The sequence below is a fragment of the Embleya sp. NPDC020886 genome, from assembly GCF_044333915.1.
Taxonomy (GTDB): Bacteria; Actinomycetota; Actinomycetes; order Streptomycetales; family Streptomycetaceae; genus Embleya.
The window spans coordinates 489,543-504,296 of record NZ_JBIRRX010000002.1; the positions used below are offsets into that span (position 1 = coordinate 489,543).

Sequence of the window (14,754 nt, forward strand, 5' to 3'; positions counted from 1 at the left end):
GTGGGGCCGTCCCGGATGGCCCGGGGCAGGCGTGGAGCAGGGTCGCCGTCATCCCGGCCACGATTTCCGTGACGTCCTCCGGAACGTGGTAGTCGGGCACGGGCCGTGCGGCGGGTGTCGGCGAGGCTGCGGGGCCCTTTCACGCGGTACCCCCCTCTTGCCATAGCCCTGGCACAACTCCGCCGCAGCTCCGGCGCAAATTCACCGAAACCCGCTTTTTCGGGCGGCGACAGCTACATACTCAAGTTCTGGTTAGAAGTTATCACGCAAGTACTTGACGTTAGCTGTTCGCGAGCGTTACAACTTATAACGAACGGCAAGGCGGCTAAATTCTCGGTCGCCTCGCCTCGCATCCCGGCTCTCGATGCCGCTCCCGGCTGCTTCATTTCGCGTCATCGCAAGGACAAAAAGGAGAAAGCGCGTGTTTGAGCGCATAGCGGAACTGGCGATTCGCCGATCCCGGCTCGTACTGATCGTCGCCGTCGTTGCTCTGGCCCTCATGGGTGCCGCCGGCGCCGGCGCGTTCGGCAAGTTGATGGGTGGCGGCTACGACGACCCGGCCTCGCAGTCCACCCAGGCCCGGGAGGTCATCGAGAAGAGGTTCGGCGGGGAGACGAACCTGATCCTGCTGGCTCGCGCCCCCAAGGGCGGCATCGACGACCCGGCCGCCAAACAGGGCGGCCAGGCCCTGGCGGCCGACCTCAGAAAGGAGCGGAACCTGGACAACGTGATCTCGTACTGGGACACGGACAGCCCCACGCTGCGCTCCAAGGACGGCCGCCAGGCGATGGTCCTCGCCCACGTCAAGGGTGACGACACCACACGGGAAAAGAACGCCAAGAGCATCATCGACGCCTACACCGGGTCGTACAAGGACGCACTCACCATCCAGGCCGGCGGCGGCGCCGCCGTGAGCAGCGACATGGGCACCCAGTCGGGCAAGGACCTGCTCCTGGCCGAGGCGATCGCGGTGCCGCTGACCCTGATACTGCTGCTGATCGTCTTCGGCAGCGTCGTCGCGGCCCTGTTGCCGTTGGCCATCGGGATCATCGCCATCGCGGGCACGTTCGCCGAGCTCTACTTCCTGGGCAGCGTCACCGACGTCTCGATCTTCGCGACCAACCTCACCACCGCGCTGGGCCTGGGACTGGGCATCGACTACGCGCTGCTGATGGTGAGCCGGTTCCGCGAGCAACTCGCGACAGGGGCGAGCGTGGACGACGCCGTCCGGCAGACGGTGAACACCGCGGGCCGCACCGTCGCGTTCTCCGCGGCGACGGTGGCGGCGGCACTCGGCGCACTCCTGGTGTTCCCGCAGTACTTCCTTCGCTCGTTCGGCTACGCCGGGGTCGGGGTCGTCGCCATCGCGGCGATCAGCACCCTGTTCGTGATGCCGGCCCTGTTCGTGGTGCTGGGGCATCGGGTCAACAACGGGCGGATGCCGTGGGCGAAGAAGGAGGGCGTCGCCTCCCGGGCGCCGCTGTGGGGGCGGCTGGCGCGCACCGTCATGCGGCGGCCCGCGCTCACCGCGCTGCCCGTGCTCGGGGTGCTGCTGTTGGCGGCGAGCCCGCTGCTGGGCATCAACCTGGGCACGCCGGACGAGCGGGTACTGCCCGAGGACGCGCAGAGCCGCCAGGTCACCGGGGAACTGCGCAAGAACTTCGACGGCGACGACGCCGCGGCCCTGCACATCGTCATCGACAAGGCCGTGGACCGGGGCCCGCTGGACGCGTACGCGGCCGAACTCTCGCGGCACAAGGACATCATCCGCGTCGAGGCGGCCACCGGAACCTACGTCCAGGGACGCGCCGCCGCACCGGGACCGGGCAACACCGCACTCGGCCGGCCCGACGCGCAACGCATCAACGTGATCAGCGCGTTGGCGCCGAAGTCGGACGAGGGCCAGAGCCTGGCGAAGGAGATCCGCGCGGTCACCCCGCCGGTCGGCACGCACCCCCTGGTGGGCGGCAGCGGGGCCGAACTGGTCGACGCCAAGCACTCCATCATCGGCCGGATCCCGCTCGCCGCGGCGCTGATCGCCCTCACCACCTTCCTCCTCCTGTTCCTGTTCACCGGCAGCATCGTGCAACCGCTGCGCGCACTGGTCCTGAACATGATCAGCCTGGGCGCCACGCTCGGCGTGATGACCTGGATCTTCCAGGACGGGCACCTCGCCTCGGTGCTCGGCTTCACGCCACAGCCGATGGACACCTCGATGACGATGCTGATGTTCTGCATCGCCTTCGGACTCTCGATGGACTACGAGGTGTTCGTCACCAGCCGGATCAAGGAACTGCACGACCAGGGCCTGGACACCGAGTCCGCCGTGGCCGACGGCCTCGGGCACACCGGCCGCATCGTCAGCGCGGCGGCCTGCCTGCTCGCGGTGAGCTTCTTCGCCTTCGGGACGGCCGAGCTGAGCTTCATGCAGTTGTTCGGCCTGGGCAGCGGGTTGGCCATCCTCATCGACGCAATCGCCGTACGCGGCATCCTGGTTCCCGCCGCGATGCGCCTGCTCGGCCGCTCGGCCTGGTACGCGCCGGCCCCGCTGCGCAGGTTCCACGCCCGGTTCGGCCTCAGCGAGGGCGGCCCCACGCCGGCGGCCCCGGCAGCCGAGTCGTCGTACGTGAAGGACCCGACGGGAGTCTGACCCCGCGAGTCCGTCCCGATACCGTGCCCGCCCCCCGCCGCACCGGGGGCGGGCACGCTCGTGTGCGCACCGCACGCGGGCGGACCCGGTCCGGAGGTCGTCTCGTTCGGTTCAGGGGCGGCGAGTGTCGTCGGTGTCCGGGGTGGGGCGGTCCAGCCGCCAGACCACCTCGATTCCGCTGCCGGCGGGAGCCGTGGGCGGTGTCCCCGGATCACGTCGGATCTCGGTGAAGCCCAACCGGCGCGGGATGGCGGCGCTGGAGGTGTTGGCCAGGTCGTGGGTGATCTCCAGGTACGCCACGTCCGGCAGGGTGAACATCTCGGCGACCAGGGCGGCCGTCGCCTTCGTGGCGGTGCCCCGGCCGGTCGCCGCGGGGTGCAACCAGTAGCCCAGGCGCCGGCCCCGGGATTCGGGCTCGCGGTAGCTCTGGCACATGCCGGCGGGGACGCCGTCCTCGACGATGGCGTAGTTGTACATCTCCCCGCTCGCCCACTTCGCCTCGAACCTCGCGAGCATTTCCCGGGTGTGCCGCGCACTGTGCGCCGCGACCCACGGCTCCCACGGCCGCAGGTGCTCCAGGGACTCCTCGATCAACGTGAACGCCGCCGCGAAGTCCCGCTGCGCCCGCCAACTCCGCAGAACGAAGTCCCCACACTCGATCATCCGCCTCGGCCGCTCCATGATCGCCATGATCGCCCGCCCGACGCTAGCGCGCAACGAGTGGCGGAAGCGCGGGTGCGGGAAGTGGAGCCGGCCGGGGCCGGGTTGCCCGCGTCGGGTCAGAAGGCGCAGGTGTGCGTGGGTGGTTTGCCGTCCAGGCGGGACTGGAGCCAGGTGAGGGCGTCGGTGCCGGAGGGCTGGAAGTCGTTCAGGCCGTGGTCCTGGTCGGGGTAGGTGCGGTAGTCGATGCTTGCGCCCTTGGCGCACAGGGCCTGGGCCATCGGCAGGTTGAGCGGGGCCAGGGGGTCGGCGCTGCCCTGGGCGAGGAACACCGGGGCGGCGGGGGTGACCTGGTCGGTGGCGTTGGCTTCGAGCGAGGCGGTGAGCGGGCCGAGGTCCGCGTTCGGTTTGAGGACGTTGGCGGGGTCGGGCAAGTCGCCGCCGATCACGGTGCTCAGGCAGTCGATCCAGGCCGCGTCGGCGACGGCGAGGGCGGCGGGCGTGAGCAGTTGGTCGGGTTTGACCGAGGGGTCGGCGGCTGCGGCTCCGTCGAGGAGCATCAGGAAGATGCCGATGTACGGGGCCGCGGTCGCGTCGCGTTGCTCGACGAGTCCGGGCATGAATTGGAAGCCGGTGCCCGGCGCGAACGCGAGGACGCCCCCCAGCGGGAGTTCGGGGGCGTATCGCGGCTGGTGGTCGGCGGTCCACAAGGCGGCGTGGGCGCCTTGGGAGTGGCCGCCGACGAACCAGGTCTGCCCGAGGTCGGGGTTGATCGTGCGGGCGGCGCGGACCAGGTCGAGCGTCGCGTAGGCGGCGGGTTTTCCTTGCAGATAGGGATGTTTGACGCCGGTGACGCCCATGCCGATGTAGTCGGGTTGCACCACGGCGAAGCCGCGTCGGATCAGTTCGGCCTGGATGTCGAAGCCGCCGATGCCGGCGAGGAAGCCGCGCGAGGGTGCGCACATGGTGCCGATGCCCACGGTGCCGTGATCCCAGGCGACGATGGGCCAACCCCCGGCGGGAGCCGGGCCCTTGGGCAGGGCGACGGTGCCGGTCGCGGCGACGGGTCTGCCGTCGGTGCCGGTGGTCGTGTACATGACCAGCACTTCCTCGGCCGCGCCCTTGGTGCCCGCGCCGGGGACGTCGAACGGCCGTCGGCGGATCACCTCGCCGGGCTTTCCCGGCGGGAGCGGGACGGGCGGGTCGAAGAACGCGTCGTGCTCGGGCGCCTTGGTGCCGGGCGCCGCCGTCGGCACCGCAGGGGGGACCGAAGTCGGCGGCGGGGACGGTGCGGCGGTGTCGCCGGGCGGCACCGGCGCGGCCGTTCCCGCCCGAGGCGTGCCGGCGTCGGGGCGTGCGGCCGCGGGCTCGGGGTCGGCGCGGCTGCATCCGGTCGCGGCGAGTGCCGCGACGATCACCAAGGCGGCGAGCCTGTGCGGCACCCGGGCTTTCGGCTTCCCGCCTGACGTACCTGTACAACGCATGTCCAGCCCCCAACCGAGCCAGATGGAATGGAACAGGTTTTATGTGCATGGCGCATGGCGCATCGCTCGCGGAGGTCGTCCGGACGAGCCTGCCGCCGGACGCCGCGCAAGAAACCTAGTCGAGTTCGGTTTTGGCGTCCAGGTATTGCCGGCGACCCGGGGCGACCGGATCGCAGCGACGTCCTGGGTCAGCCGTCGACACGGTGCCGGGCCCAGAACGGCGTCAGGTCGTGCGCGGTGGCCGCCTGGGCCGCTCGCTTGAACTCGGCCGTGGTGGAGATCCCGTACCAGTGGTCGGCGGCGTATCCGCGCAGCAGCCGGTCCATCGGGGCGTCGCCGATCAGTCGCCGAAGCTCGTGCAGCACGCACTTGCCGTAGTCGTAGACGACCGCCTCGTACCGGGACGGGTGCGCGTCCCAGTACCGCATCGAGTTGGTGAGTCGCTCCGTCGGCGCGGACCACGCGACGTCCCGCCCGCAGCCTTCGCCGGTCCGGCCGAGCGCGAGATCGGTGGCGTACTCGGCGAAGGATTCGTCGAGCCAGGGGTCGGTGTACTCGTCGTTGCCCACGATCCCGTACCACCACTGGTGGGCGAGTTCGTGCACGAGTGCGGTGGATTGCACGCGGTCCAGGACGAATCCCGGGTACTCCATGCCGCTGAACCACAGGTCGTCGTCCAGGACGACGTCCAACTCCGAGTACGGGTAGGCGCCGTAGCGCCGGGCGTGGGTGTCGACGGCCGAGCGGGCGACGTCCAGCATGGCCCGGGCGTTCGACGCGGTGACGCCGCCGTCCGCGTAGACGTTGACGTCGACCCCGGTGGCTGAGGCACCGGAGATCTGCGTGAACGCCCCGGCGGCCCACGCGAAGTCCCGGACCCTGCGCGCCGTCGCGGTGGTGACGACGCGGCCGGGCGAACCCGGGGAGTCGACCGAGGTGCCGGTGGCCGGTACCCGCAGGTTGGCGGGGTGCTCCAGCGTGACGTCGAAGTCCGCGGCCAGTGCATAGAACGACTCGCCGTGGTCGGTATACGGGTCCAGATGCGGGCCCGCCGCGTCCGCGATCGCCAGCACCGGCAGCGCGTTGCCGAGCATGGCGTGCTCGTCGTCGTGGCCGAACCGGTCGATCCCGTCCGGGACTTCGATACGCAGACCGAAGCCGATCGTGCCGCGTTCGCCGGGACCGAGCGGCACGGGCAGGACGATGCGCAGGGCGGTGCAGTCGACCGTGAGGGCGACCGGGACGCCGCCGGTGACCTCGGAGACGGTGATCGGCGGTGCCGCACACGTGCCGTGCGCGTTGTCCCACAACCGCAGGTACACCTCGGGGAGTGGATCGGCCGAGGCGTTGGAGAAGCCCACCCGCTCGTGGCCGGTCCACACGCGTCCGCGGGCGTCGGCGGTCAACTCGACCGTGTACGACGGCGTGGCCGGGGTCCGTACCGCCTCCGGGTGCGCCACGAGCGGCCGTTCGAGGCGGACCGTGCCCGGCGACGCCGCGCGCGTCGACGCGGAGCTCGCGCCGAACGCCGCGAGCAGCGTGGCGACGGCGGCGAACACGGCCGTGCCGATCCTCATCGGTTCCCCCATCGGATCGGCGGCGGCAAAAGCCCTGTTCGGGTCGGCGACTCGCGCTCCCCGGGGGCGATGTTCGAGCGCAGGTGGCCGAGCGCGGCCCGGCCACCTGCCGGCGGCGCGGGTCAGGCCGTGCGAGCCGTCTCGCGGTGGCGGGACACCGCCCGGTGCAGGGCCAGGTCCAACTCGGGCAGGGCCTCCGCGACGTCCGTGTATTCCACGTACTCCACCGTGGCCACGGTGTGCAGCCCCTGCACCAGGAACGTGTACTCCCGCCCCCGCTCCAGCATCAGCACGATGGGCTTGTCGAAGGCGCTGGCCCAGCCCACCTCGATGTGGGTACCCGGCGAGGCGGGGAAACCCGGGAGCGCGACGAAGACGTCGGCCTTGCGAATCTCGTCCTGATCCAGCCGGGTGCACTGGTCCGGCCGCATCAACTCCGCGCCCCACGCCTCGCGGCGGTGCGCGTTGTGCACGGACAGACCGTGTGCCTCGAAGTGCTTGATCAGGATGTCGAACGGGGCTCGCGCGTGGTCCGGCATCTCGCCGGTGGCCGGGTCCAGGAGTTGGATGAAGGGCCCGGCCAGGAACAGCGAACCCACGTCGAGGCCGCACAGGTAATCGGTAGAGGGGGCGATGGTCATACGGCTACCTCCGGAATGGGCCGTGGGGATGGCATGGTCAGGTCTTGCGGAAACACTGGATGTAGGCTTGGCCGCTCGTGCCGTACGTGTACTCGGTGGTGTCGTACGCCTGGTACGGGTGGGACTCGACCCGGATGCTCCGGAAGTGCGGCAGGTACTGCCAACGCAGTTCCGGCTTGGTGCTGAAGAAGGGGATGAACACCCCGCCGGGGCGCAGCGCCCGGACGACCTCCGGCATCGTCCTGGCCCACAGCGCCTCGTCCGTCCAGACCTCCATGTCCAGGGCCGGGTCGAAGAACATGCCGTCCAGGCTCTCCGAGGGCAGTTCGAAGACCCGCTGGAAGAAGTCGCCGCGTTCGATGGCGAGATTGTCGGGCAGCGTCGGGTGCTTGCTCCGGAAGAGGTCCTCGACCTCGTCGAAGAGTTCGAGCACGGTGTGGCTGCGGGTGGCCGGGTTGCCTGCGATCCGCAGCGCGGACAGCCCCAGGCCCAGGCCGACTTCGTAGAAGTCCCGGCCGTACTCGCACAACATGTCGGCGCTCGCCCACATCAGATCGCGTTCCCACGCCTGCATGGCCTGCTCGCCGCCGATGCTCAATGTCACCTCGCCGTCGGTCTCGACGAGTTCGATCTCGGGCTTGGACCGGGTTTCCATGGCATTCGTCCTTTGTCGCGGCGGAATTCGGTGGTGTGCGGTCGGTGGAATGCGGTGCGGCGGTGCCGGGTTCGACTCAGCCGCGGCGCGGCACGACGCCGAAGTGGCGTCGAGCCGTGGAGACGGCCAGGTCCTGGACCGCGAAAACGGTGAAGTAGTAAGCCTGCGGCGCGGTTTCGGCGGCGAAGCGCACCCGGAAGGCGACCTCCCGGGCCCGCTCGTGCCCGGCCCGGATCTTGACGATGCCCGGCTCCACCGTCGTGTCCTCACGCAGGTAGGTGGGCACGAACAGCCCCAGCCGGACCGGACCCGGGCGGGCCGCGGTGAGCGTCGCGCGCACCTCCAGCACGGCGCCCTGCTCGACCTCGTCTTGGGCGTGGGCCAGCAGCGAAGGGCCCTGCGGCACGCGGAAGGTGACGTCGCCGCAGCGCATGCACACCGCGCAGATCGTGTCCGAGACGTGCGGCAGCAACCCCCGCCGGGTGAACTCCTGGGCGGGGCGCCCGCAATGGCAGGTCACCTCGCGCACCTGCGGGTCCAGCGAACTGCGGTCCCCGAAGTGCGCGGGGTAACTCATCAGCTCGTTCTCGGGGTTCGCCGCGACCTGTTCGGCGATCACGTGGTCCAGGGATTGCAGGTCCGCCGTGAGCGAGGTACGGATCTGCTCGGGCGACTGGTCGGCGAGATGGGTCGGCCGGGACACCCACAGATCCACCTTGCGGGCGAGCTTGACCAGCCTGGGGCGCAACGCGTGGTTGTGCGGCAGCAGTTCCGAGGTGAGCAGGGTGGTCAGCCGCCGGCCCACGGTGAGCACGAGCGGGTCGGGGCGGTGCTCGGCGGGCGGCGGCGCGGCGGGCGCGTCACCCTGCGGGAGGCCGAAGCGCATGAACGCCGGGTAGGGATGCGACCCGGCGAGACTGGCGTTGAGGACGTCCACCGAGTCCGCGCCGGACAACGCCCCATGCATCCACGCGACGTTCTCCGGCCGATCGGAATCGTGCACCGAGACGGCGGAGACGACGGTGCGGGCCGGACCGTCGAGCGCGTTGAGCAACAGTTGGTACCTGGGGTCGTACAGCGCGAGATCGGCGAGCGGGCCGCTGTTGCAGGCGCTGAGCACCACCTCGACGGCTTCCACGCGGTTGAGCGGGACCAGCTTGTCCTCGGGCTTGTAGCACGGCAGTCCGTACGCGCAGCGGGGGCCGAGTGCTCCCGTGCGGGCCGGGGCGGTGGGGTTCAGGCCGCAGATGGTGAACTCGCCGAGGTTGACGCTGTCGTCCTTGCCGTGGCCCTGGAACGCCACCCGGCGCCATCGAGTGGCGAGGATCTCGGCCTGGATGTCGACGTGTTCGAAGTCGCGGTCGTCGAAGACCCGGACGCCGTCCGGGTGCGGCGGCCGGTCGGTGTCGGTGAACAGCCCGATCGCGTCGACGCCGGCCGCCGGCCGGGCGTACTGCTTGGCCACGTTCCAGGCCACCGAGGTCGCGTCGCGCCCGCTCAGCAGGGTCAGTCCGGGCTCGCGGTCGCGGTAGGTGGTCAGCAGCAACGCCCGTACCGGGTCCAGGTTGAGCCGGTCGTAGCAGCCCACGATCAGCAGCGTCCCGGGGTGGCGGCGGCGGAACCCGGCGGCGTCCGCCAACTCCTGCTCGGCCACCCAGGTGCGGGCGAGCGGGCGGGCCAGCGCCGACACGCCGTCGGGCAGGTCCAACGGCCCGAGCAGCACGCCGACGTCCAGCGGCTGCGGGACTTCGACACCGGCGTACAGACCGGCGGCCAGCTCGACGGCGTGCGCCAGGTCCGGACGTCCCACGCACGGCACGGGTACCGGGGTGTGCTCGGGCGCGGCGAGGAACTCGGCCACGGCCCGCGGCAGTCGGTCGACACCGACCGCGCCGAACAGCGCGGTGGCCGGCCGGCGATCCGGGCGGTCGGGTGCTTCTTCGGCGACGACGGGGGCGTTCATGACGGGAGACCTCGTGTTCTGTGGGCCGACCGGCGCAAGCGGGAGCAACCGGAAGGGGAATGGGGGGCGACGGGCGGCGCGCACCGCCGGCGGCGATCAGGTGGCGCACCGCGCGGGGCCGGCGGCAGCGGGCGCCAGCAACCGGCGACCGGAGAAGGCCAGTCCGGCTCCCGCCAGCGCCACGCCGAACGCGACGGTGAACACGCCGCGGGCGCCGATCGGGTCGATCAGCAGGCCGCCGACCTGCTGGCCGACCGCGTCGCCCAACACGGTCGCCAGCGAGGCCCAGGTGAACGCCCGGGCCAGCAGCCGCCGATCGGCGAGCGCGCCGACCAGGGTCATCTCGCCCGCGGACACCATGGCGATCGGCAGGCTGCCGACGGCCAGCGCGATCGCCAGGGTCGGCGGGGAAGTGCTCAACACGGTCAGGCCGGTGCCCGCCGCGAAGGCCAGGACCAGCCGGGGAAAACGCACATGCATCGCGACGCGCGACGGGGCACGCCCCAGCCACAGGGCGCCCACCGCGCTGCCGATGCCCCAGCACGCGTAGACCACGCCGGTGCCGTCGGGCGATCCGTGCGCGGCCACGAAGGCCGGGATGGCGAGCGTCATCAGCCCGATCGGGACCGCGCACGCGGTCATCACGCCCAGCAGCACCAGCATCGAGGGATCGCGCAGCGGATGGCGCGGTATGCCTCGGCCGTCGGCCTCGGCCGGCTCCGGGCCGGTCGACGCCGCCTCGGTGCTCGCCGGGAGCCGCACCCAGGCCAGGCCCACGGCGCCCGCGCCGCCGATCACGGCGACCGTGGTCAGCGCGACCCCGGCGGAGCCGGACGACATCAGGACCGCGAGCATCAGCGGTGCGCCGATCACCAGGACCTCGGTGAGCAGCGCCTCCCAGAGGTAGGCGCTCTCACGCTCGTCGTCCGACAGCGGCATGCGCGCCCACAACGAGCGCATGCACGCGTTCGTGGGCGGCAGCGCGACCCCCGAGGCGACGGCCAGCACGGGCTGCGCCCAGGAACCCGGGCGGGTGGCCCACACCAGCGCCGCGAGCGTCGCCGGGTAGGCCACACCGGTGACGATCAACACGGCTCGGCGTCCGCTGCGGTCGAGCCGTCGGGCGATCAACGGGCTGCCCAGCGCCATGCCGAGCGTGTACAGCGCGGCGATCAGGCCGGCCTGCGGGTAACTGCCGCCCTGTTCGCGGATGGTCAGCACCATGGCCAGCGACATCAGGTAGACGGGCAGCCGGGCGACGACGCTCCACCAGGCCGCCGCGGCCACCCGGGGGAGGGTGAGCAGGGTGCGGAAGCGGCCGAGGACGCCGCCGGTCGCGGGGGGCGCCGGCGGAGTTTCCGCGGCGGCGGGTTCGGTGTCTCGGCGCGGGCTCGCGGTCATCGGGCCACCGGATCGGGTTCACGGTCCGGGGACGCCGCGACGGCATCGGCCTCGTCCGCCGGGTTCGTCGCGATCGCCTCGGCCTCGCGGGCCGGGACCACCTCGATCGTGAAGGCGTCCAGGACCGCCCGCATGCGCTGCTCGACCTGCGCGATCGAGTCGCCCACGACATGGACGTGACCCGAGGCGTTGTGCGAGGCGCGCCGGGCCGCCACCGGGTCGCCCACCCCGACGCGCAGGACGGCCTCGATCACGCCCGGCAGGCAGAGGAGTTCGTCCGCCCCGGTGACCCGGCGCACGATGCCCGTGCCGGGCAGGGGCAGCAGCAGATCGCCCGCGCAGCGGCGTTCGCGGTACTCCAGCCGAGGTCGGCGGCCCAGGTAGACGTCCAGCGTGGCGCCGAAGACGTCGAATCCGTAGGCGTGCCCGTGATTGGCGGGGATCTCGCAACCCGCCAACCGGACCCCGATCTCGCCCGCGAACACCTCCCCGTCGACCACGAAGAACTCCATGTGCGCGTAGCCGTGGTCGATGCCCATCCCGGTGACGATGCGCTGAAGCATCGCGCGCAGGTCCACCGGCGGGCCCTCGTCGGTGCCGACGCTGATGTTGGCGTTCATCGCGCCGTCGACGATGTCCAGCGGGCGGCAGGGCATCGCGCTGGGCCAGGCGGCCAGCACCTCGCCGTCGTGGATGAGCGCGCACACCTCCCACTCGGTGCCGCCGAGATACTGCTCGACCATGAAGTCCCGGGCCGCGAAGTCGACTTCGGCGGCGGCCTCGGGCCCCGGGAGCAGGAAGGTGTCCACGCAGGCGAACGAGTCCACCGGCTTGAGGACCAGCGGCCGGCCGTACCGCTCGGCGAACCGCGCCACCTCCGCGGCCGACCGGACCCGGGCGAACGCGGCGGTCCGCAGGCCCAGCTCGCGAAACCGCTCCTTCATCGCGGCCTTGTCGCGGACCCAGGTCACCTGGCGTTCGCTCAGGTGCGGCAGCCCGACCAGGGCGGCGAAGCGCTGCGCGAGGTGCTGGCGCGGTTCGGACGGATTGCAGAATCGGGTGGGCGCCACCGGCAGTTCGCCGGCCCAATCCCGGTAGCGCCGGGCCTCCTGCGCCAACGGCACCCCTTCGCGCACCCAGAACGCCGGCAGGTGCGCGGTCTCGCGCAGGTAGTCCTCGCTCAGGTCGCCCCGCAACTCGGCGAAGCGCAGCAGCACCAACTCCTGCGGCAACGCCCGGGCCGCGTGGCGGGTGAACGACGAGGCCCGGTCGTCCACCATCAGCAACACCGGACGCGTGCTCACACCGCCTCCAGGACGCGCCGGATGGCCTTGACCGCGCCCACCTGTTCGGCCTCGGGCAACTCCGGGGACAGCGGTACGCACAGGGTGCGGTCCAACCGGTCGCGGGTGCGGACGAATCCGTCGTGGCTGAGCGCGAGCGGCCCGTCGGGCGCGTGGTTCCACGGGAAGCCGTCGGCGTAGAGCGAGCGCCGGCCGGCGAGCACCGGATGCTCGGGCAACAGGTACTTGTTCAGCGTCCAGTTGGCGATGCCCTCGGCGCTCAGCGCGGCCACGGCGGCGTCGCGCAACGCCCGGTCCCGGCAGCGGAATCGCAGACTGACCTTCGCGTCGCCCGCCGCGCGCGGGCGTACCTCCAGATCCGCGCGGTCGGGCAGGTCGCGCATGGCGATGGCGTACATGCGCTCCAGCCCGTCGAGGAGCTCGTCGAGGTGGCGGAACTGCTGGCACTGGACGGCGGCGACCTGTTCGCTGGTGACGAAGTTCTCGCCGTAATAGGCGTCCTGGTTCCAGGTGGGATAGCGCCCGGGCACCCGCGCGGAGCCGTGGTCGTGATAGCAGCGCATCGTCGCCCACGCCTGCTCGTCGTTGGTCACCACCAGCCCGCCCTCGCCCGAGGTGAGCACCTTGTTGTGATGGAAGCTGAACGTCCCCGCGTAGCCCACCGTGCCCACCGCGCGGCCGTCCGGGAAGCGGGCGCCGAGCGACTGGGCGCAGTCCTCGACGACGTACGGCACGCCCTCGGGCAGCGGCGCCACCGTGCCCTCCATGTGCGCCACGATCACCCGCTCGGCGTCCGCCGGCAACAGCGTGGGATCCAGCGACAACGAGTCGTCGGTGTCGACCAACACCGGGATCAGGCCGCAGGACAACACGGCGCCGGCCACCGCGACGAAGGTGACCGCCGGGATGTACACCGGGTCGCCGATCGAGGGACGGGTGGCGATCAGCGCGAGCCGCAGCGCCTCGGTGCAGTTGTGCACGGCCAACGTATGGGCGGCGCCCAGGCGTTCGGATGTCTCACGTTCCAACCGCGAGGCCATGCTCTCGGTTTCGGTCTGGTAGCGGAACAACACCCGATGGTCGATCACCTCGCGCAGTTCCGTCATGTCGGACCAGTCGAGGTAGTTCGCGCCGTAGGGCAGGAAACGTTGGCCGAGACGCTTGTCCAGGGTCATCGTGCGTCCGCCTCCGTGATCGGGCACGCCGCGTTGTCGACGAGCATCTCCTCGCCCCGGTAGTTGCGCAGGTGCAGCCCCTCCGGGGTGACCTTGAAGTACGGCTGCGCGATCGGGATCTTGCCGATCCTGGTGGTCAGCACGTACTGCGGCACCCCGAAGCCGGTGATGTGGCCCTGGAGTCCCTCCATGATTTCCCAGCCCTTGGCCACCGACGTCATGAAGTGCGAGACACCGGTGACGTTGTCGCAGTGGTAGAGGTAGTACGGCCGTACCCGGATGCGCAGCAGCTCGGTCATCAGCGTGCGCATGGTGGCGACGTCGTCGTTGATGCCGCGCAGCAGTACGGTCTGGTTGCCCACCGGGATGCCGTGCCGCAACATGCGGTCCACCGCCGCGGTCGCCTCCGGGGTGATTTCCTTCGGGTGGTTGAAATGGGTGTTCACCCACACCGGATGGTGGCGCGCGAGCATCGCACACAGGTCGTCGGTGATCCGCTGCGGCAACAACACCGGGAACCGGCTGCCGATCCGGATGATCTCCACGCTCGGGATCGCCCGCAGCCCCGAGATGATCTCCTCCAGCTTGCCGTCCTGGTAGGAGAGCGGATCCCCGCCGGTCAGCAACACGTCCCGGATCTCCGGGTGTTCCGCGATGTAGCGCAGATCCTCGTCGAACGACTCACCCTCGTCGTCGCGGAAGTAGGTGCCGTTGACGTCGGTGGTGTGGAACTTGCGGGTGCAGTGCCGGCAGTAGACCGGACACGCCTCGGTGATCAACATGATGACCCGGTCGGGGTACTTGTGCACGACCCGGTTGGTCTTGCGGTAGTACGTGTCGCCGACCGGGTCCACCTCCGCGCCGGAGAACTCGACCAACTCCCCCGAGGCGGGCACGGCTTGTTGCCGGACCGGACACGTCGGGTCGTCGGGATCCATCAGTGAGGCGTAGTACGGCGTGACGCTCCAGCGGTAGCGGCCCGCGACCCCGGCGATCGCCTGCTCCTCGTCCGGGCTGAGGTTGATCCACCGGCGGGCCTTGTCGACGTTGGTGATGCGTCGACGCATGTGCCAGCGCCAGTCGTTCCAGTCCGTGTCGGGGACGCGGGGTCGCACGATCGTGGGCTCGGCCGCGGGGGTGCCGGCGGTCGTGGTTTCGAGGGGCGTGGCGGACATGGCGGGCTCCAGGGGTGACGGGCCTTCGGCGACGCGAGGCGTTCGGTCGGGGCACGCGGTGGGGATGCC

At 71.2% G+C, this 14,754-nt stretch carries 11 protein-coding genes; 1 reads left to right on the forward strand and 10 read right to left on the reverse strand.

The genetic code is table 11. The annotated features are described in order from the left end of the window. Nucleotides 1-421: 421 nt before the first annotated feature. Nucleotides 422-2,650: an MMPL family transporter gene (locus ACH4U8_RS08915; protein WP_395776376.1), complete on the forward strand. Its 2,229-nt coding sequence runs from the start codon at nucleotides 422-424 to the stop codon at nucleotides 2,648-2,650. 111 nt (nucleotides 2,651-2,761) lie between these two features. Here ACH4U8_RS08915 and ACH4U8_RS08920 read toward each other — a convergent pair whose 3' ends face one another. From ACH4U8_RS08920 to blsG, 10 genes are all read right to left on the reverse strand, one after another. After that, complete coding sequence (locus ACH4U8_RS08920) at nucleotides 2,762-3,331, reverse strand: GNAT family N-acetyltransferase (protein WP_395776378.1); 570 nt, start codon at nucleotides 3,329-3,331, stop codon at nucleotides 2,762-2,764. Between the two features lie 98 nt (nucleotides 3,332-3,429). After that, nucleotides 3,430-4,728 (reverse strand): lipase family protein, encoded by a 1,299-nt coding sequence (locus ACH4U8_RS08925; RefSeq protein WP_395776993.1) that lies wholly within the window; start codon nucleotides 4,726-4,728, stop codon nucleotides 3,430-3,432. Nucleotides 4,729-4,982: 254 nt separating this feature from the next. Further along, a complete protein-coding gene (locus ACH4U8_RS08930) occupies nucleotides 4,983-6,371 on the reverse strand; it encodes a M1 family metallopeptidase (protein WP_395776380.1) in 1,389 nt (462 codons plus the stop codon). Nucleotides 6,372-6,493: 122 nt separating this feature from the next. Beyond that, nucleotides 6,494-7,012 (reverse strand): nucleoside 2-deoxyribosyltransferase, encoded by a 519-nt coding sequence (locus ACH4U8_RS08935; RefSeq protein ID WP_360314233.1) that lies wholly within the window; start codon nucleotides 7,010-7,012, stop codon nucleotides 6,494-6,496. 37 nt (nucleotides 7,013-7,049) lie between these two features. Continuing rightward, on the reverse strand, nucleotides 7,050-7,667 hold the full coding sequence (locus ACH4U8_RS08940) for a class I SAM-dependent methyltransferase (RefSeq protein ID WP_360314231.1): 618 nt from the start codon (nucleotides 7,665-7,667) through the stop codon (nucleotides 7,050-7,052). 76 nt (nucleotides 7,668-7,743) lie between these two features. Continuing rightward, nucleotides 7,744-9,630 (reverse strand): hypothetical protein, encoded by a 1,887-nt coding sequence (locus ACH4U8_RS08945; protein WP_395776382.1) that lies wholly within the window; start codon nucleotides 9,628-9,630, stop codon nucleotides 7,744-7,746. 96 nt (nucleotides 9,631-9,726) lie between these two features. Continuing rightward, complete coding sequence (locus ACH4U8_RS08950; protein WP_395776384.1) at nucleotides 9,727-11,031, reverse strand: MFS transporter; 1,305 nt, start codon at nucleotides 11,029-11,031, stop codon at nucleotides 9,727-9,729. Continuing rightward, a complete protein-coding gene (locus ACH4U8_RS08955) occupies nucleotides 11,028-12,335 on the reverse strand; it encodes an ATP-dependent carboxylate-amine ligase (protein ID WP_395776386.1) in 1,308 nt (435 codons plus the stop codon). The genes ACH4U8_RS08950 and ACH4U8_RS08955 overlap by 4 nt, the downstream gene beginning before the upstream one ends. Beyond that, the gene (locus tag ACH4U8_RS08960; RefSeq protein WP_395776388.1) at nucleotides 12,332-13,510 is read right to left on the reverse strand and encodes a DegT/DnrJ/EryC1/StrS family aminotransferase; all 1,179 of its coding nucleotides are present in this window, start codon (nucleotides 13,508-13,510) and stop codon (nucleotides 12,332-12,334) included. Before ACH4U8_RS08960 ends, ACH4U8_RS08955 begins: the two co-directional genes overlap by 4 nt. Next, the gene (gene blsG / locus ACH4U8_RS08965; RefSeq protein WP_395776389.1) at nucleotides 13,507-14,685 is read right to left on the reverse strand and encodes an arginine 2,3-aminomutase; all 1,179 of its coding nucleotides are present in this window, start codon (nucleotides 14,683-14,685) and stop codon (nucleotides 13,507-13,509) included. Before blsG ends, ACH4U8_RS08960 begins: the two co-directional genes overlap by 4 nt. Between the last annotated feature and the right edge of the window lie 69 nt (nucleotides 14,686-14,754).

Excerpts from the sequence above, each read along its gene's own strand:
- ACH4U8_RS08950 (WP_395776384.1), bottom strand. The coding sequence starts at position 11,031 with ATGACCGCGAGCCCGCGCCGAGACACCGAACCCGCCGCCGCGGAAACT.
- ACH4U8_RS08960 (WP_395776388.1), bottom strand. The coding sequence starts at position 13,510 with ATGACCCTGGACAAGCGTCTCGGCCAACGTTTCCTGCCCTACGGCGCG.
- blsG (WP_395776389.1), bottom strand. The coding sequence starts at position 14,685 with ATGTCCGCCACGCCCCTCGAAACCACGACCGCCGGCACCCCCGCGGCC.
- ACH4U8_RS08945 (WP_395776382.1), bottom strand. The coding sequence starts at position 9,630 with ATGAACGCCCCCGTCGTCGCCGAAGAAGCACCCGACCGCCCGGATCGC.
- ACH4U8_RS08920 (WP_395776378.1), bottom strand. The coding sequence starts at position 3,331 with ATGGAGCGGCCGAGGCGGATGATCGAGTGTGGGGACTTCGTTCTGCGG.
- ACH4U8_RS08935 (WP_360314233.1), bottom strand. The coding sequence starts at position 7,012 with ATGACCATCGCCCCCTCTACCGATTACCTGTGCGGCCTCGACGTGGGT.
- ACH4U8_RS08940 (WP_360314231.1), bottom strand. The coding sequence starts at position 7,667 with ATGGAAACCCGGTCCAAGCCCGAGATCGAACTCGTCGAGACCGACGGC.
- ACH4U8_RS08930 (WP_395776380.1), bottom strand. The coding sequence starts at position 6,371 with ATGAGGATCGGCACGGCCGTGTTCGCCGCCGTCGCCACGCTGCTCGCG.